We start from the raw sequence: 17,219 nt of genomic DNA on the forward strand, positions 1-17,219 counted from the left end.
TTTTCAGTTATCCCTCATTTCCCTTTATCAAAGGCGTTTCTGCCGCTTTGTTCATTTTTTCTCTTGTTTTTCCATCTTCCATGAGACGGTGCTCGCTTATTTTTTATTCATCGAATTTCTCCCGATCAGGTTTTTTTTGTTCAAGTCTCAATCCCAATGCCATGCCTTCCCCTCTATTATTAGAAAGAAAGGATATCCTTCAGCCCCGCTGTTAACCGGAACTTTCAAGATATCCTCGACTCACTAGATCGCTGACATGATTTTTACACAGTATGATTCTTAACCCCCGCTTCTGAAAAGCTTCACGTTAAGAAGGAAAGAAAGAACTTCTTTTTAATGATGGAACAGCCGCACACCGTTAAAGATCAGAACGATGCCGTAACGGTTGCAGGTGTCGATGACATGATCATCACGGACTGAACCGCCGGCTTCCACGATGTAGGAGACGCCGCTCTTGCGGGCCCGTTCAATATTATCGCCGAATGGGAAGAAGGCGTCGGAAGCCAGAGAAACGCCGCTGACCTGTGCCAGCCAGGCTTTCTTTTCTTCCGTAGTCAGGACTTCCGGCTTTTCCGTAAAGGCTTCCTGCCAGCTGCCCTCGCGCAGCAGATCCTCCCATTCATCGGAAATATAGACGTCGATCGCGTTATCACGGTCTGCCCGGCGGATCTTTTCTTTAAACGGCAGGTTCAGTACTTTCGGATGCTGACGCAGATGCCAGATATCCGCTTTGTTGCCGGCCATCCGGGTACAATGAATACGCGACTGCTGACCGGCGCCGATTCCGATCGCCTGACCGTCCTTCGCATAAACCACGGAATTGGACTGAGTATATTTCGCAGTGATCATCGCGATCAACAAATCCCGCTTCGCGCCCTCCGGCAATTCCTTATTTTCAGACACGATATTCTGAAGCAGGGTTTCGTCAATCTTCACATCGTTGCGCTGCTGATGGAAACGCACGCCGTAAACTTCCTTGCTTTCCATCGGTTTCGGCGTATAGTTCGGATCCATCTGCAGAACCAGATAGGTCCCCTTGCGTTTTGCGCGTAAAATTTCAAGTGCTTTTTCGCTGTAAGACGGAGCGATTACACCGTCAGAAACTTCCTTAGATAAGAACCGGGCCGTGGCTTCATCACATTCCTCAGACAACGCCGCAAAATCGCCGTAGGAAGACATGCGGTCAGCGCCGCGGGCGCGGATATACGCGCAGGCAATCGGCGTCAGTTCGATTCCTTCACAGAAGTAGATCTTCTTCATCGTTTCATCCAAAGGCAGGCCGATCGCCGCGCCTGCCGGGGATACGTGCTTAAACGAAGCCGCGGCGGCCATCCCGGTGGCCTCCTTCAATTCCTTGACAAGCTGCCAGGCATTCAGAGCGTCAAGCAGGTTAATATAACCCGCCCGGCCATTTAAAACTGTAAATGGCAGATCGCCCTCTTCAATTTCGACACTGGCTGGTTTCTGGTTGGGATTGCATCCGTATTTCAGCTGATACTCTTTCATCTGTGTTTTCCTCCTTTTACGAAAAAAAGCCGCACTGCTGGTCCTTCATGGCCCAGACGGTCGGCTCTGCTTAGCATTAACTTCCCTGTGGTCAATTCCACTTCCGTCAGTCGGTTAACTGTCTAAAAATTATCACGCTTCCACGCTTGTGTCAAGCCTTCTTCCATGAAGTTTTCCTCCATTTCCGTATCGCTTCTCAGAATGTGGGATTTCTTATGAAAAGCCCGGGATTCAGGCTCCATTTCCGCCGCCCTGGGGCATATCGAGAAAATCAAAGATGGAGCTGGTTACGACGGAACCGTATTGTTTCAAAAAGGTTTCGCTGTCCATGCCGCGGCTGCGGCACAGCCAGTGATTGACCGTATAACAAAGGCTGTTGCCGAAATAGCCCGCCAGTTCCTCCTCGCTCATCGTTCCCAGCTTCTCCGGCCGGCCATACCGGCGGAACATCTCAGTGAACAGCTGCTGAACGTTTTCTTCGAACAAATCTTCAAAGCTGTTCTGACCGGTAATGCGGAAAGCGATCTGATAAAACTCCCGATTCTCTACGAAATTATCGAGCATCGCCTTAACCGCCTGAAGGAATTGCCTTTTCTCTATATAAGGAAGCGCAGTTTCCACGGTGTCCAGATAGATGATATAGCTTAAGGCGGCGTACTTATCCTCGAAATAGTTGTAAAACGTCGCGCGGATGACGCCGGTCTTATCGCAGATTTGCTTGATTGTAATCTTTTCAAAGCTTTTCTGCAGCATGAGTTCTTTCAGACTTTCTGCCAGAAAGCGTTTCATCATCCCCCGTTTTTCCATACTTATCCCCCCTAGCGCAGATGCGTCAGCACCTGGAACAGAACCTTAAGGCTGATCAAAAAGAGAATAACGCTGCCGGCTGTGAAAATCGTCCGGCGATAGGCCAGTCCCAGCCGATAGCCGATCTGTTGTCCCAACTCCACACAGGCCAGTGTGACCAGCGTTGAGATCAGGCAGACCTGGAAAGCGTCCGCTTGAAGCAGCGTCATACTGGTTCCCAACAGGAACACATCGACGCTGGTGATCAATCCCAGGATCAGCACTTTTTTGTAGTTAAAGCTGTCGTCATGGCGTTCTTCAATCGCTTTCTGCCGAAACGCCTGGATCAGCAGGAAGCAGCCCAGCGCAAACAGGATCAGCGCGGCGATCACTTGATTGACATGCAGCACAAGCTGACTTTTGATCAGGGAACCCGCCAGCGACCCCAACACGATCATCAGCAGGCTGGAACCCGCAAAGATCAAACTGTTGATCAACGAACGGCGATGTTCCTGAGGATTCATCATCGCGCCCCGCGCCATCATCACCACGAAGCAGTCCAGCGACAAAGCCAGGCAGGTGACCAGTATTTCGATTGTATTCACCTGATTCTCCCTCCTCTATTGTTTACAGTCCAAGTATAGCTGAAGGTGATCTGGGAAGCGATAGACAATCGTTAAATTCTGTCAATTCTTCCTTATTCTGACAGTAGGGATCCGAATTTATAATTTGTGCAAAACCCTGCGGACTGATCCTCGTTTTTATATAAGACTTCCTCCTCAGCGTTCCGCTGCGGATCATACAAAAAATCAGCGGAACTTGAGATCCGCTGATTCAAAGACCGGGTTATTCGATCATAATGGTTTTCTTGGTTTCCACAGCCGGCGCATCCTTCTTCGGCAGAACAATTTTTAATTCGCCGTTGTCATAATGCGCTTTGATATCCTCCGGCGTTACAGCTTCGCCGACATAGAAGCTTCTGGAGCAGGAACCTTGAACCCGTTCCTGACGGATAATGTTGCCCTGATCATCCTTTTCTTCTTTCCTGGTATCACGGACGGCGGAAACGGTCAGATAGCCGTCTTCCAAATCCATTTTAATATCTTCCTTCTTGCAGCCTGGCAGCTCGATATCCAGCAAATAACTGCCGTCCTTCTCACGGATGTCGCAGCGCATCGCCGTAACTGCGTTGCGGTGCAGCAGCGGTTCATCAAACATGTCATCAAAGAAGTCGTCAAACATCATTCTCGGTAGTAATCTCATACATCACACCTCTTTCTGTTTTCAACTTATGCGATTCTGCCTGATCTGAACTCTGATCGCTCAGAGAAGTTATTCGATCGAAATGGTTTTCTTGGTCTGCAGCGCCTGCGGATCCTTCTTCGGAACGAAGACCTTCAGTTCGCCGTTTTCATAACGGGCTTTGATATCCTCGACATTCATTTCCTCACCGATAAAGTAGGTCCGGGTGCAGCTGCCGCTGAAGCGTTCCTGGCGAACGAGCTTGCCTTGTTCGCTGCGTTCTTCATTGGAAGCTGTGCGGGCGGCCGCGATCGTCAGATAACCGTCTTCCAGTTCCATTTTGATTTCTTCCTTTTTAAATCCAGGGAGTTCAATATCCAGAAGATAGCCATCTTCTTGTTCGCGAATATCGGTTTTCATGACAGCCGGGACGTTATTCTTTCTGAAAAATGGATCCTTAAGAACCTCGTCGGCCAAGTTGTCCATCCAGGTATTTGGTACAAATCTCATCTTGAATCGCCTCTTTCTATCTGTCTTATTCCTGGCTTCATTGGGTCTTTCCCAACTTGCAATTTTAGTATATCACGTTTATTAGCACTGTCAAGATGTAAGTGCTAATTTTTAAAATTTAATTTCACAAGTTCACAAAGTTCGCCGTTCATAAAGCATGGCGATGATCTTGTCGATCCTGCGAATGCGTTGTTCCTCTGCGCCTTGCTCAGCATAGCGAACGATCCGTTCCCGCTGCTCTGCGTCAAGCAGCTGAAAAAAATAATAAGCGCTGCGGTTGGCCAGAAGGGCTTCCTGCAAGGCCTGGGGGCATTGTGTTAAACTCTCGTTAGCCTCCGGCGCCAGCCAGATTTCAACGGAGGTACCCTCAGTCATCGGCAAAGTACAGGCTTCGGCAGGCAGCTCCAGCGTCCAGCCGCGCTCTTTTCTTTCCGCTTTCTGTTTGAATAACATTGTTTTCAGCATAACGATTAACGCTCCCTCAGGCAGCTCCGCTTCCGCGCTGAATTCGAGATGCGGCTGCGGGGTATCCCGAATTATTCCTTCAATCTGCATCATGGTTTCCTCCTGGCCTCTAGTATGCCTCAAGGGATCCAATTTATTTTTGTTTTCCCGTCCGGCTGCCTGGAAAAAGAAATCAAAAGGAATAATTTTGATCGTCTGACTCCTTTATGGATTTTCCAGATTTTCAAAACGTCTCGTTGTCCTCCTTTTGCTTTTCCCGGCTAGCTTCGAAAATTGACCTCTTTTTTGCGCCAAAACTTTGCGGCTAAAAGAAAATAAAAATGCCGGGTAACTCTGTCAGAGCTGCCGGCCGTTCTTTTGTCTTATAACAAATCATTTATTGGTCTTTAAGATTGGTTTCGTAAAAAACTTTCAGCGATTGGATCAGCGGATCTTTTTTTCCTTTGCGCTCCTGCCGTGTCAGCAAGGCCAGAAAGACAAGGCCGCCTAAAAAGCAGACGATCATATCCGTCATCGTATCGTAAACGCCCTGGGTATAGTGATTGATCGCGTCGATATTCAGGAAAATCAGACAGGCGAATTCAAAACATTCCCACAGGAAGGCGATCATCATGTTGATCCCCTGAATTGACAGGCATTTTAAAAGGTAATGCCGGAACGAGTCCTCGGTCCATTGTTGCTTCAGCCAGCAGTAGACTAAGGTGATCGCGGCGCAGATCAGAATCCCGGAGCTGAAATGCAGAACTTTATCAAAATAGGGAATCGCGTAGCCGTTCAGGGTATTCCCGATAATCATCGCGATGGCGATAAACAGCTGCGTCCAGAACAACAGACCCCAGGCGTCTTTTAATTTCAATCCTTTGACAACCAGCGGGCCGATCAGCTGCACGCCCAGCGCCATCGCCAGATAGCCCAGCTTGGCATAGAGCTGATGCTGCAGCTGAAAGACCGTACTGTAAATCATCAGCGCTGCGGAAGCGCCGTATAGAAATAAACATGCTTTTTTCATGATCAAACAGGACCTCCTCCTCCGGACTCACTTTGCCGGAAGCTTCCTTTTTTCAGCTTCTTTCCTGGTGAAATGCCGCTGATTTTGTTTTTCACGGATTCCGATTCTTCATCGGTTCCGGCCATCGTACTCTTAATATACCCCGGTTTCCTGCCGTTCCTGATCAAAACTTTTCTTGATGGTTTTTAGCGCGATCGGCACGAAGATCACAGCCACAAGCAGCTCCGCCGCCGGATAACAGAACCAGACGGCGCCCAGCCCGCCCAGCTGACCGAGAATCCAGGCCAGCGGAATAATGAATACCAGCTGGCGCAATAACGACATAACCAAGCTCATCATGCCTTTGCCCAGCGCCTGAAACATCGTTGTCATGATAATGCTGCAGGCCGCCGGCAAAAAGCACAGCGCGAGAACCCGCAGCGCATAGCTGCCCAGCTGAAGCATCTGATCGGAACCATTGAACAGTTTCAGCAGCATCTCCGGCATTGTCCAGAACAGGACGGTGCCGATCACCATGATCGCGAGTGCGACTCCGAAGGAGAGCGCCAGCGTGCGGGTAAAGCGTTTTTCATCCGCCGCGCCGTAATTGTAGCCCAGAATCGGCATTGCGCCCTGGTTCAGGCCGAAAATTGGCATGAAGACAAACGACTGGAGCTTGAAATAGATCCCCAGCACCGCCACGGCGGTCGCGGAAAAGCCCATCAGAATCGCGTTCATCGCGGTCGTTGTCAGCGAGCCGATCGCATTCATGACAAACGTCGGAATCCCCACGCGGTAGATATCCTTGGCCGCCTGCATTTGCGGGTGATGCCGCCACGGCGCGATGTCGACCTCATGCGTACCGACTTTCAAGACGATCAAAACGAAGATCATCGCCAGAATCTGACCGATGACCGTCGCCACGGCCGCGCCGGCCACACCCATTTTCGGAACACCGAAATAGCCGAAGATAAAAATCGGATCGAGGATGATATTGGTAATGGCCCCGATCAGCTGGGAGATCATCGGCACAATCATGTTGCCGGTTGCCTGCAGCACGCGGGAGCAGGTCATTTCAATCATGACGCCGACCGAGAATACCATAACGATCATCAAATATTGCGAGCCCATCGTGAACACCGCGGCGTCCTGGGTAAACAGGCCGACAAATGGTTTCGCCAGAAACAGGCCGACGAGCATGCACAGCGCCATGTTGATCAACGACAGCACGATCCCGGTGTTCGCCGCGATATTGGCTTCCTCCCGGCGTTTCTCGCCTAACCGGCGGGCGATCAGCGCATTGGTGCCGACACCGACACCCAGCGCCAGCGCGATGATCAGCATCTGCAGCGGGAAAGCGATTGAAACCGCAACCAGTGCATCCTCGCTCACCTGCGCCACGAAAATACTGTCGACCACGTTGTATAACGACTGCACCAGCATGGAAAAGATCGCCGGTACCGACATGCTGAAAAGCAGCTTGCCGACCGGCATCGTCCCCATTTTATCTGAATTGAATTTACTCATAAAACCCCTGCTTTCTTAAATCAATAGTCTTATTCTAGTTGAATTGGACATATTCTACAAGTCCTATTTTAAAGGGATTCCGCACGGGAACGAGCGATCGGTTTTTCTTTTATAATATAGAACAGGCTATGCACGCTAAAATTCTGGAAGTCAGGAAGGATTGTTTGAGACTGGAAATCATGATAAGATGAAAAACAAGAGGTGATCGCATGCGGTTGAAAGAAGATTTTCATCACACGATCGTGATCGAACGGTCGGAATTTATCTGTTATGTACGCAAATGTCTGGATGAAGCGCAGGCTAAGGCGTTTATTCAGGAAATCCGCAGACTGCATCCGGAAGCGAATCATCATTGTTACGCTTATATCGCCGGGCAGCACAACGAGCTGCAGCGTTCCAACGACGCAGGAGAGCCCAGCGGCACCGCGGGCGTGCCGATGCTGGAATCCTTGAAGCTCAGCGGTCTGCAGGATTGCTGCGCAGTCACGGTGCGGTATTTCGGCGGAATCAAGCTGGGCGCGGGCGGATTGGTCCGGGCGTATTCCCGGTCGGTAAGCGAAACGTTGAAGCTGGCGCCGAAGGTGGAAACGATCCTGATGGACCGCTACACGCTGACCTTTTCCTACGACCTGATCGGCAAGCTGGATTATTTATTAAAGGATCAGGCGGATGTTGTAACGAAGACGTATGGCGAGCAGGTGGTTTATGAGTTTTTAACAACTATTGAATCCTTACCTGAAAAGATCCAGGAGCTGACCAGCGGACGTTATCTCTGCCGCTGGCTTGCGCGGGAGCTGGTGGAAAAGGATTGCAGCTGAAGCCTCCGCAACTGGATACAGTGCCTGTGAAACATTGTCAACCGTTTATACGCAGGATGGCGGCACTTCGTTTTCCAAGTTCGCCGGGGCCGCAGCCGACGATTTTACCGCACAGTCTTCCGGTCTGAGCTGAAAAACGCTCACAGAAAATTTGCGGTCTTTACCCATCACGAACGTTAAGCCAGTTGGCTAATACTTATCTTTATATGCACGGGACATGGCTGCCTGGGGCGGTATCCATGGGCCTCCCGCAAAGATTTTGAAGTCTATACGCATCCTGTCGTTGCTCGTGACGATCCGGCAAATGAAGTAAAATTATTCATCCCGATACAATGACGGTCGACGCTGTCGGAAAAAAAGAACAAGTTTCCTCAGCATCGTTCAGTTTGTTCAAAGTCGAACGCTTTTCTAAGGCTTCCCGCCACACAGGGGCAGTGTTATAATAAATTACAGATTTTCAGACGCTGCGTCTAATAGAGGAATAACAAATGAATTTAAAGCTTCAGCCGTTTCTGCCCTCCGGCTTCGATCCCCGGGAGGGCAGACATTTATTGAAAGAAACGATCGACCTGGCCTGGCCGGCAACGGTGGAATCGATCTTCGTCGGGTTGGCGTCGCTGGTCGATACAATCATGGTCAGCGCCTTGGGTACAACCGCGATTGCGGCGATCGGTCTGACCAACCAGCCGAAATTTATCGCGATCGCTTTCATCGCTTCCCTGAATGTCGGCATCACGGCGATCATTTCCCGCCGGATCGGCGCCAGCCGGCTGGACGACGCCAATGCCTGTCTGCGGCAGTCGCTGTTGATGTCCGTGCTGATCTCCGCCTTGGTCTGCGGCTTATCATTCCTGTTTGCCCGGCCTTATATTCAATTTGCGGGCGCACAGGCGGACACGATCGAGCTGGCAGTGCAGTATTTCCGGATTGTCATCATCGGCCAGTTCTTCGGCAATATCGGAATGACGATCAACGCTGCCCAGCGCTGCGCCGGCAACAGTAAGATCTCGATGCGCACCAACCTGGCGGCTAACGGAATCAATGTGATTTTTAATTATCTTTTGATCGGCGGACATTTTGGCTTTCCACGCTTAGAGGTTGCGGGCGCGGCGATTGCAACGGCGCTGGGCTGCTTCATCGCGTTTTTAATGAGCGTCCAGTCGTTGGTCAGTCCCAAAAGCAAGCTCCGGCTGACATTAAAAAAAAGCTGGCTGCCCAGCCGGGAGATCCTGGCGCCGGTCGGCGAGATTTCGTTCAGCGCGTTTGTGGAACAGCTGTGCATGCGGCTGGGCTTCTTCCTATATGCCTTGATCGTTGCGGGACTGGGCACCAAGATGTTCGCGACGCATCAGATCTGCATGAATATCTGCAACATCTGTTTCAGCTGCTACGACGGCTTTGCGGCCGCCGCCGCGGCCTTAGTGGGTCAGAACTTAGGCCGCAAACGCAGTGACCGGGCGGAATGCGTCACCGTGATCTGCAACCGGCTGGCGACGACGATGGCCATCCTCATGGTCGCCGGGCTGATCCTGTTCCGGGCGCCATTGATCCAAATGTTTACCGCGGATCCGGAAATCATTCAGCTGGGATCGTGGATTATGATTTTGTTCGCGCTCAGTGTTCCGTCTTTGAGTGCGATGACGGTCTATGGCGGTGCGCTGCGCGGAGCGGGCGATACGCGCTTAATCGCAGTGTATGCCTTAATTTCGACGACGATCATCCGCCCCGCCCTGTCCTGGCTCTTATGTTATCCGGTGGGGTTAGGTGTAATCGGCCCATGGATCGGTTTGCTTGTCGACTTTGTGTTGCGGTTTTTGCTTTGCCGCCGGCGTTACCGGACAGGATTGTGGAAGCAGCGGGTTTATTAATATCGCTAAAACAGACTTGGATTTTCACGAAACTCAAAAGCTTTGGGACAGCGCTTAAATTTTCATTCAACCCCAAACAAAAAGCTGGTCATGCTCAGCCTGAATTCAGGTTGGATATGGCCAGCTTTTATATCATTACTTCCACCGCAAGTCCATGCGGTTTCATATCCCAGTTAAATTTCCGGATCTTTGAAAACCGTTATCTTTTCTGTTTGGTTGAATTAAGCTTGCTTAAAAGTTAAGAAGGCCCGGCTTATTCAAACTCTACTTTGGCGACGCGCACAATCCAGTGACTGCCATACGGGAAGCCGACCGCGCGGTAGCTGCAGACGTCCTCCGTCTGGCTGAACAACAATTCCTCGCCGTTGTCGATCCAGCGGATCGATTTCACCTTGCGGTGCAGATTGGACAGTGAATGATCCTCGTCGGTGCTTTCATACGCCGCGACGACGTCCTTCGGTCCCAGCAGCGGAAGATCGTGGACATACACATACGCCGCCCCGTCTTTTTCCAGCACGAAGTCTTTTTCATGACTGCAGCGGATATCGCACACCTTGCCGTCATACAGCGAATCCTTCGCCATCGCCGTCCACTGGCCGATGACTTCCAATAACGCTTCCGTCATCTTCGTAACGCCGCCCTGACCGGTCAGACCGATATTCAGCAGATAGTTGGCCCCGACCTTACGGGCATGGCACAGCCGTTCGATCATCTGACGCGGACTCTTGTAGTCCAGATCATGCGCCGCGATGCCCCAATGCCGGTTCATCGTCTGGCACATTTCCGCCGTGATGTACTTTGCTTTGCCTTCGCGGTCCATCGGTGTCGCCTGGCCCTGTTCAAACGTAACGGAATCCAGTTCCGGATGACCGGCTTCGCCCTGGCGGGACAGTCCGGTGTTGTTGATGATCATCGCGTCCGGCTGCAGCCGGCGGATCATGCCGTAAAATTCATCCAGCTTCCAGTCCGCATCGCGCTTGGACCAGTTGCCGTCAAACCACAGTCCGCCGATTTTACCATAATGCGTACACAGGATCTCCACCGACTTGGACAGGTATTCCAGATAGGCGTCGAAATCGTTATCAAAATCCGGATGAACCCAGTCCAGCGTCGTGTGATACAGGATCGGCAGGATATCTTCCTCGCGGCAGGCCTCGACAAATTCTTTGACCAGATCCCGGCCGCACGGTGTGTGCATGACATCGTAATCCGTCAGACCGCGGGTATCGTATAATGAAAATCCGTCGTGATGCCGCGTCGTCAGCGTGATGTACTTCATGCCCGCCTGTTTGGCCAGCGCGACGATTTTCTTCGCGTCGAAGTCCTCCGCCGTGAAGTTGTTGAACAGCTCGTTGTACTTTTCCTGGGAAATATGATGCAGGTTCATCGTCCATTCCCCTTGCGCTAACTGGGAATACAGACCCCAGTGGATAAACATGCCGAAACCGCGCTTTTCAAAGTCGGCGATGTATTTTGCCGGTACAGGAATACTCATAATAACAGCCCTCTTTCTTTCTCTCTGCTTTTATTGTATCAAAATTTCAAGGTCAAAACGACTGGAATTTCGCGATCGTTCAAAAGTCCAGCTGCGCTTTTCGTCTTCCAGTCTACCTGATCGGCTGAAAATCCGCCGCTGACCCGCTGCCGGACAAACGAAAAGGACGGTGAATATTCCGTCCCTAAGTTGTACTATGAGAATTAAATGAAGCTCAGCAGCGCGCTGATCACGCCGACGCCGACCATGACCTTGATCGGACTTGGTTCCCATTTGCGCAGAATGAAGAACGCCGCCGCAAAGAAGATCAGATTCTGCGGATCCAAAAATTCCAGACCGAAGCCCGCCGCGCCTTCCTTGAAGAACGCCAGCTTGCAGATCGACAGCCCCGCCGAAGCGATCAGGGCGATGACGACCGGCCGCAGACCGGACAGAATGCCCTTCATCAACGACAGGTTTTTATATTTTGTATAAATGTAAGCCAAGGTTAAAACGATGATGCAGGAAGGGGCCACACAACCGATCGTTGCGATGATCGCGCCCGGCAGACCCGCGATATGCGTGCCGACGAACGTCGCGGAGTTGATCGCGATCGGTCCCGGCGTCATTTCCGCAATCGTGATGATATCCGCAAATTGCGTCATCGTCAGCCACTGATGAATTTCAACGACCTGACTCTGGATCAGCGGCATTGCCGCGTAACCGCCGCCGATGCTGAACAGGCCGATCTGGAAAAAGCTCAGAAACAGCTGGACTAAGATATTCATTTCTGTTCCTCCCCTTCTTTCGCTTTCTTCTCCCGCGCCATGTAGTCCACCGTGCCAATTGCGCCGCAGACGACGATGATGATCAGGATATTGACCTTAAAGTAAACGCTGGCGATGAACGCCGCAACCAACAGGAAATACTTGACGACATTCTTTTCCTTTACCAATCCCTTTAACATATTCCAAACAACGTCCAGAATAACGGCCGCGACCGCCGCCTGCATGCCGCGCATGACGGCGCTGACAATCGGCGAACTGCGGAACGCTGCGTAGAAATAGGAAATAATCGTTAAGATAATTAACGGCGGCAGCACGGTCGCCACGATGTTGACCAACGCGCCCGGCACCCCTAACAGCCGGTAGCCGATGATGATCGATCCATTGACCGCGATCGCGCCCGGGGAACTCTGGGCAATCGCCACCATGTCCAGCATTTCCTCCTCGTCGATCCAGTGCAGCTCGTCGACAAACTTCTTTTTCATCAACGGGACAATAACGAACCCGCCGCCGAACGTAAACATGCTTAACGTAAATGTCGAAGCGAACATTTTCGTGTACATCTGTAATTTTGAAGGCTTTTTCTTCTCTTCCATTTGTGTCATCTCTTCTTCCTCCTGCTTTATTATAAGACTTGTGTTCTCATAAAGACAATAATATAATTTTATAAATAACATATCATTTTTGATATGAACTCTTTTTCAGAAAGGAGCGTTGCTTATGACCTTGCGTCATCTGCGGATTTTTGTGGAAGTCTGCCGCACCGGAAGCATCACCAAAGCTGCGGAAAGCTTGCATTTGAGTCAGCCGGCGGTCTCGCTGGCGATCCGGCAGCTGGAGGATTATTATGGGATTTTATTGTTTGATCGGATCTCGAAGAAGTTATACCTGACGGAATCGGGAAATAAAATGCTGAGCTATGCGAGCCACATCATCGAATCGTTCGACGATATGGAAACGCAGCTGAAAAATTGGGACAGTGCGGGGACGCTGCGGATCGGTTCCAGCATCTCAACCGGGACGCAGATGCTGCCGCAGTTAGTCCGGCGCTTCAACCTGCGGTTTCCTCAGATCCGCACTCAGGTTCTGATTGACAACTCGCGGATTATCGAAGACAAAGTGCTGACGAACCAGCTTGACCTGGCGTTGGTGGAAAGCTTGTCCTATTCGCCGGATATCGTCTGCGTACCGTTTTACACCGACCGGCTGATCGTCATCACAGCCCCAAAGCATCCGCTGACTCAAAATCCGGAGTGCACGGTCAAAGCGCTCGCTGATTATCCGGTCTTGCTAAGAGAACCGGGCAGCGGCACCCGGGAGGTCGTCGACGCCCTGCTGGTCACCGCCGAAGTTCAGATCACGCCGTTGTGGGAAAGCACGAGCACCCGTTCGATCATCAATGCCGTCAAGGAGAACATCGGAATCTCGATTTTGCCTTACGAGCTGGTCAAAAACGAAATTCAAAGCGGCGCGGTCGCCGGACTGCCGCTGGCCTCCCCGCTGCCCAACCGCACCTGCAGCATCATTCATCACCGCAACAAATACCTGACGCCCTCCGCTCAAGCGTTTATCGAGGTCTGTCAGGAATACTCCAATCTTTCCACCGAATCATTCCAGACGGAAGAGGAACGACAAAGTTCAACGGAATAAAACAAAAAGAGTTGCGCCCTTTTCATGCCGCGGCAGAGGCCCTGACCGGGAAACATTCTCAATCGAAATAAAGACAGAAAAATGAAAAAGAATTCCGATTTGTCCCGTTTCACATAGACAAAGAAAGGAATTCTTTTTGTTTAACTCTTGATCTCTGCGTAATATTCACTCAGAAAAGGCACCGGAAACGTCATGTGAACGTCCGATGCCCTTCCTTGCGTCTGAAAATCAGGCTTAGCGGTTGATTTCCAGCAGCTTCTGATTGAGTTCTTTTTCGATCTTACGCAGTTCAGCTTCAGCTTCAATCCGTTTCTGACGGCCTTCCTTCTGAATCTGAGCGACTTCGTCCAGCGTTGAAATCAGCGCTTCGTTGGTATGCTGCAGTGTTTCGATATCGACGATGCCGCGTTCGGATTCCTTGGCGGTTTCAATTGTCGCCATTTTCAGCGTATCGGCGTTCTTCTTCAACAGCTGGTTGGTCATCTCGTTGACCTCGCGCTGTGCTTCCATCGCCTGCTTGGAATGATTCAGGCCCAGTGCCAGCACCATCTGACTTTTCCACAGCGGAATCGTGTTGACCAGCGTCGACTGGATCTTTTCCGTCATCAGTGTATCGTTATTCTGAACCAGACGAATCTGCGGCGCCATCTGCAGGGCGACCGTGCGCGTCAGCTCCAGATCGTGAATCTTCTTTTCGAACCGATCGCAGGCGTTGGCCAGATCGTTTGCCTTCTGTGCGTCTTCCGGCAAGCCGCTCTTCTGGGCGGCGGCGATCATCTGCGGCAGATCCTTGCTGCGAACTTCCTGCAGCTTTTTCTTGCCCGCTAAAATATACATCGTCAGTTCCTTGAAATGAACCATGTTCTTTTCATACAGCTGATCCAAAAGGGCGATATCGCGCATCAGCGTGATCTGATGATCTTCCAGCGCCTTGGAGATTTTATTGACGTTCAGCTCGGCCTTGTCGTACCGGGCCTTCATCTTTTCCATCTTGTTCGTCGTCTTTTTGAACATCCCGAACAAGCCTTTTTCTTCTTCTTCATCTGCGGAGAAGCCTTTCAGCTCGCCAACCAGATCCGCCATCATTTCGCCGACCTCGCCTAAATCCTTCGTTCTGACATTCTGCAGAGCGGAATCGGAGAAGTCCGCAATTTTCTTCTGGGCTTCCGCGCCGTATTGCAGCACTGTCGTGGACGAGGTGACGTCAATCTGCTTGGAAAAGTCGTCGACCATTTTCTGTTCTTCCGGGCTTAACTGCACTTCCTGCTGCTGATCTGCGGTCTTTAACTGCGGAGCTGGCTCCGCAATCGGTTCTTCTTCGGTCATCTGGGGATTCAGCGTCAGCGTAATTTTCTCTTCAGCCATGATTATTCCTCTTTTCTATCAATTCTGATACGTTTACCTCTTTAATCTTAGACGGTCGCTTTCCGCTTGTCAAGAAACTCCCGAAGGTCGGAAGCGATCAATTTTGTTCGTTTGTGAAACTTCTTAGTTTTCTTCGCGATCGCGGCTGAAAATTCCGGTATTTCCGGGATCGCGTTCCTCACTGACTTCCCCTTTTTGATCAATCTCTCAACAAAAAAGCTGCCGCAAAGGACAGCTAGATTTTTAAACTCGCAGCCGGCATATCATTATATATTACCGACGTATTGGAAGCGAATGATCAGGAAAGCTCGAGATCGAAGTCTTCCCGAAGCAACAGATCCATTCGCGCCTGCGGGTCGTTGAGAATCCGGCGGGACTGGTTCAGAATTGCTTTTTCCACCGTGTTGCGCGCTAAACGGCCGTTGCCGCTGCGGGCGGCGGAATTCATCTGAACGGCATTGAAATAAATCGTCAGATCATTCAGACAGCTCTCGTCGATCACATAGTCTTTGCCCTGAGCCAGCGAAACGGCGATCTGCGTCAGTTCGCTGCCGGTATAGTCGGCGAAATTCAAAATATTCGGGAAACGGGATTTCAAGCCGGAATTGGCGTTGAGGAATTCTTCCATCTCACGGCTGTAGCCCGCGAGAATGACGATCAGATCATCGCGGTGATCTTCCATGCCCTTAACCAGCGTATCGACGGCTTCCAATCCAAAGCTGTCGTCCTTGCCGCGGACTAACGAATAGGCTTCGTCGATAAACAGCACGCCGCCCAGCGCGGATTCAATGATCTGCTGAGTCAGGGGCGCAGTGTGACCGACATAGCGGCCGACCAGATCGCTGCGGCTGACCTCGATCAGCTGTCCCTGCGATAACAAGCCGAGCGCCTTAAACAGCCGGGCCACCAGCCGGGCCATCGTCGTCTTGCCCGTGCCCGGATTGCCGGTAAAAATCATGTGGCGGGACAGCGGCGCGGCTTTTAACCCTTGTTTCTGCCGCAGCTGCGTCACTTTGTAATGTTCTTCCATCGACTGCAGCGTATCCTTGACTTCCTGCAGACCAACGATTGCGTCCATTTCCTTTCGGATCGCGTCGAGATCGTCCTTTTCCAGCCGGATCAGATTCGACATCGCCAACCGTTGATCGTTCACCTCAAAAACCCATTCCCGTCCGGCTTCCGCGCGGACCTCCAGAACCGGCTCCGGCTGCTTCAGACACAGCTCGTTGATCGCCGCGTTCAGCTGACGCACATCCTTTTCCAAAGCCAGCGCTCCAGCGGAGGTTTCCAGAACCGCCAGCCGTTTCTGCGCCGCATCGTCGTCCAGGGTCAGCGTCACGTTCAGCTGTTTCTTTGCGTTCTGCACGCTGTCATTTAATAACCGCTGGTAAATCGTCAGCAGCACCTCCGGACTTAACGGCTGCGCTGCCGGCTGGTCAAGAATTTGTTCCACCATCGAATTCGGGAAGTTCTGCATCAGCGTCTTGCGTGAAGTCGTCAGAAAGACGATATATTTGTTCGTCAGCTTCAAGGTGGATACGGTTTGCGTCACTAACGAGCTGCCGGCTTCCACCAGTTGTTTTCCTTTATTTAAAACGTAGCGCTTGTTCAGCGTCACTTCTTCATTCTGACACAGCTTCATCAGCTGGTTGAGAAACGGCGGGTACAATGCCTCCGCCTGTTCGATGACGATGACTTCCGCCGGTGCGCAGGATGCCGCGTAAATATCCTGAATGAAAACCTTTTCCTGCTCGCTGCCGGCATAATGCGAGCCGTTGATCGTCACGACGTCCGCGCTGGCCAGCCAGTGTTTTTCAGCCAGAATGTGGATCATCGTGGACAACGCCAGATGCCGGCCGCTGCCCGCCGGGCCGCTGATCACAAACACATTGCGTAGCCGATCCTCTGCCTGGCCGCTGGCCAACGGGCGGAAAAAGGCCCGCGACAAATCGGCCAGAAAGGATTCCTGGCCTAAAACGACGGTTCCGGTCTGGGCCGCGGCTTCCTGCATTCCGTTCAGCACGGCCTGCAGGTCCTGAGCCTGACGCTTTTGTTGATTCTCAACATCGACCGAAATCCCGAAATCCTTCTGCACCTCGGCCTGCAGCTTCGCGAAATCCTGATCGGTAAACCCCAGATCGCGGGATTGATCGCGCAGGGCCTCCGATTGTTTTTGTAAATCCTCACTTTGCCGGCGCAGAATCGCATTGAGCTGATCAACGGCGTTTTCGGTCG

At 51.5% G+C, this 17,219-nt stretch carries 16 protein-coding genes and 1 riboswitch; of the genes, 3 read left to right on the plus strand and 13 right to left on the minus strand.

Annotation, left to right across the window (positions count from 1 at the left end; translation table 11 throughout):
- Positions 1-333: 333 nt before the first annotated feature.
- The 8 genes from HOLDEFILI_RS02440 to HOLDEFILI_RS02475 all read right to left on the minus strand — a co-directional run bounded on the left by HOLDEFILI_RS02440 (position 334) and on the right by HOLDEFILI_RS02475 (position 7,024).
- Positions 334-1,506: a phosphoribosylaminoimidazolecarboxamide formyltransferase gene (locus HOLDEFILI_RS02440; RefSeq protein WP_006057787.1), complete on the minus strand. Its 1,173-nt coding sequence runs from the start codon at positions 1,504-1,506 to the stop codon at positions 334-336.
- A 43-nt stretch (positions 1,507-1,549) separates the two neighbouring features.
- A riboswitch (ZMP/ZTP riboswitch) is annotated at positions 1,550-1,630 on the minus strand.
- Between the two features lie 107 nt (positions 1,631-1,737).
- Entirely contained in the window at positions 1,738-2,313 is a 576-nt protein-coding gene (locus HOLDEFILI_RS02445) for a TetR/AcrR family transcriptional regulator C-terminal domain-containing protein (protein WP_006057789.1), read from the minus strand.
- An 11-nt stretch (positions 2,314-2,324) separates the two neighbouring features.
- On the minus strand, positions 2,325-2,897 hold the full coding sequence (locus HOLDEFILI_RS02450) for a manganese efflux pump MntP (RefSeq protein ID WP_039863769.1): 573 nt from the start codon (positions 2,895-2,897) through the stop codon (positions 2,325-2,327).
- Positions 2,898-3,138: 241 nt separating this feature from the next.
- The gene (locus tag HOLDEFILI_RS02455; RefSeq protein WP_039863770.1) at positions 3,139-3,555 is read right to left on the minus strand and encodes an Hsp20/alpha crystallin family protein; all 417 of its coding nucleotides are present in this window, start codon (positions 3,553-3,555) and stop codon (positions 3,139-3,141) included.
- 69 nt (positions 3,556-3,624) lie between these two features.
- A complete protein-coding gene (locus HOLDEFILI_RS02460; RefSeq protein ID WP_039863771.1) occupies positions 3,625-4,044 on the minus strand; it encodes an Hsp20/alpha crystallin family protein in 420 nt (139 codons plus the stop codon).
- A gap of 132 nt (positions 4,045-4,176) precedes the next feature.
- Positions 4,177-4,602: a YdeI/OmpD-associated family protein gene (locus HOLDEFILI_RS02465; RefSeq protein ID WP_006057794.1), complete on the minus strand. Its 426-nt coding sequence runs from the start codon at positions 4,600-4,602 to the stop codon at positions 4,177-4,179.
- Positions 4,603-4,885: 283 nt separating this feature from the next.
- Positions 4,886-5,518 (minus strand): DUF2238 domain-containing protein, encoded by a 633-nt coding sequence (locus HOLDEFILI_RS02470; protein WP_006057796.1) that lies wholly within the window; start codon positions 5,516-5,518, stop codon positions 4,886-4,888.
- Between the two features lie 132 nt (positions 5,519-5,650).
- Positions 5,651-7,024 (minus strand): MATE family efflux transporter, encoded by a 1,374-nt coding sequence (locus HOLDEFILI_RS02475; RefSeq protein ID WP_006057798.1) that lies wholly within the window; start codon positions 7,022-7,024, stop codon positions 5,651-5,653.
- Positions 7,025-7,233: 209 nt separating this feature from the next.
- On the opposite strand from HOLDEFILI_RS02475, the gene HOLDEFILI_RS02480 reads away from it, so the two are divergent.
- A complete protein-coding gene (locus tag HOLDEFILI_RS02480) occupies positions 7,234-7,842 on the plus strand; it encodes a YigZ family protein (protein WP_006057800.1) in 609 nt (202 codons plus the stop codon).
- A gap of 488 nt (positions 7,843-8,330) precedes the next feature.
- Entirely contained in the window at positions 8,331-9,710 is a 1,380-nt protein-coding gene (locus HOLDEFILI_RS02485) for an MATE family efflux transporter (protein WP_006057802.1), read from the plus strand.
- 253 nt (positions 9,711-9,963) lie between these two features.
- Here the strand turns inward: HOLDEFILI_RS02485 and HOLDEFILI_RS02490 are convergent, their stop codons facing one another.
- The 3 genes from HOLDEFILI_RS02490 to HOLDEFILI_RS02500 form a co-directional block, all read right to left on the minus strand.
- Positions 9,964-11,205: an alpha-L-fucosidase gene (locus tag HOLDEFILI_RS02490; protein WP_006057804.1), complete on the minus strand. Its 1,242-nt coding sequence runs from the start codon at positions 11,203-11,205 to the stop codon at positions 9,964-9,966.
- Between the two features lie 203 nt (positions 11,206-11,408).
- On the minus strand, positions 11,409-11,972 hold the full coding sequence (locus HOLDEFILI_RS02495) for a chromate transporter (RefSeq protein ID WP_006057806.1): 564 nt from the start codon (positions 11,970-11,972) through the stop codon (positions 11,409-11,411).
- Complete coding sequence (locus HOLDEFILI_RS02500) at positions 11,969-12,574, minus strand: chromate transporter (protein ID WP_244264299.1); 606 nt, start codon at positions 12,572-12,574, stop codon at positions 11,969-11,971. Before HOLDEFILI_RS02500 ends, HOLDEFILI_RS02495 begins: the two co-directional genes overlap by 4 nt.
- A 115-nt stretch (positions 12,575-12,689) precedes the next feature.
- On the opposite strand from HOLDEFILI_RS02500, the gene HOLDEFILI_RS02505 reads away from it, so the two are divergent.
- On the plus strand, positions 12,690-13,619 hold the full coding sequence (locus HOLDEFILI_RS02505) for a LysR family transcriptional regulator (RefSeq protein ID WP_006057808.1): 930 nt from the start codon (positions 12,690-12,692) through the stop codon (positions 13,617-13,619).
- A gap of 234 nt (positions 13,620-13,853) precedes the next feature.
- Here the strand turns inward: HOLDEFILI_RS02505 and HOLDEFILI_RS02510 are convergent, their stop codons facing one another.
- Positions 13,854-14,984, minus strand: a complete 1,131-nt coding sequence (locus HOLDEFILI_RS02510) for a toxic anion resistance protein (protein WP_006057809.1) — start codon at positions 14,982-14,984, stop codon at positions 13,854-13,856.
- 298 nt (positions 14,985-15,282) lie between these two features.
- Positions 15,283-17,219, minus strand: a 1,937-nt coding sequence (locus HOLDEFILI_RS02515; RefSeq protein WP_006057811.1) for an AAA family ATPase, incomplete at its 5' end; no start/stop codon positions are given.

It is taken from the genome of Holdemania filiformis DSM 12042, from assembly GCF_000157995.1.
In the GTDB taxonomy this organism is placed as follows: domain Bacteria; phylum Bacillota_I; class Bacilli_A; order Erysipelotrichales; family Erysipelotrichaceae; genus Holdemania; species Holdemania filiformis.

Bases quoted from the DNA above. Each gene is read 5' to 3' on its own strand.
- HOLDEFILI_RS02440 (WP_006057787.1), bottom strand. From the start codon at position 1,506: ATGAAAGAGTATCAGCTGAAATACGGATGCAATCCCAACCAGAAACCA.
- HOLDEFILI_RS02445 (WP_006057789.1), bottom strand. From the start codon at position 2,313: ATGGAAAAACGGGGGATGATGAAACGCTTTCTGGCAGAAAGTCTGAAA.
- HOLDEFILI_RS02455 (WP_039863770.1), bottom strand. From the start codon at position 3,555: ATGAGATTACTACCGAGAATGATGTTTGACGACTTCTTTGATGACATG.
- HOLDEFILI_RS02460 (WP_039863771.1), bottom strand. From the start codon at position 4,044: ATGAGATTTGTACCAAATACCTGGATGGACAACTTGGCCGACGAGGTT.
- HOLDEFILI_RS02465 (WP_006057794.1), bottom strand. From the start codon at position 4,602: ATGATGCAGATTGAAGGAATAATTCGGGATACCCCGCAGCCGCATCTC.
- HOLDEFILI_RS02470 (WP_006057796.1), bottom strand. From the start codon at position 5,518: ATGAAAAAAGCATGTTTATTTCTATACGGCGCTTCCGCAGCGCTGATG.
- HOLDEFILI_RS02475 (WP_006057798.1), bottom strand. From the start codon at position 7,024: ATGAGTAAATTCAATTCAGATAAAATGGGGACGATGCCGGTCGGCAAG.
- HOLDEFILI_RS02480 (WP_006057800.1), top strand. From the start codon at position 7,234: ATGCGGTTGAAAGAAGATTTTCATCACACGATCGTGATCGAACGGTCG.
- HOLDEFILI_RS02485 (WP_006057802.1), top strand. From the start codon at position 8,331: ATGAATTTAAAGCTTCAGCCGTTTCTGCCCTCCGGCTTCGATCCCCGG.
- HOLDEFILI_RS02490 (WP_006057804.1), bottom strand. From the start codon at position 11,205: ATGAGTATTCCTGTACCGGCAAAATACATCGCCGACTTTGAAAAGCGC.
- HOLDEFILI_RS02495 (WP_006057806.1), bottom strand. From the start codon at position 11,972: ATGAATATCTTAGTCCAGCTGTTTCTGAGCTTTTTCCAGATCGGCCTG.
- HOLDEFILI_RS02500 (WP_244264299.1), bottom strand. From the start codon at position 12,574: ATGACACAAATGGAAGAGAAGAAAAAGCCTTCAAAATTACAGATGTAC.
- HOLDEFILI_RS02505 (WP_006057808.1), top strand. From the start codon at position 12,690: ATGACCTTGCGTCATCTGCGGATTTTTGTGGAAGTCTGCCGCACCGGA.
- HOLDEFILI_RS02510 (WP_006057809.1), bottom strand. From the start codon at position 14,984: ATGGCTGAAGAGAAAATTACGCTGACGCTGAATCCCCAGATGACCGAA.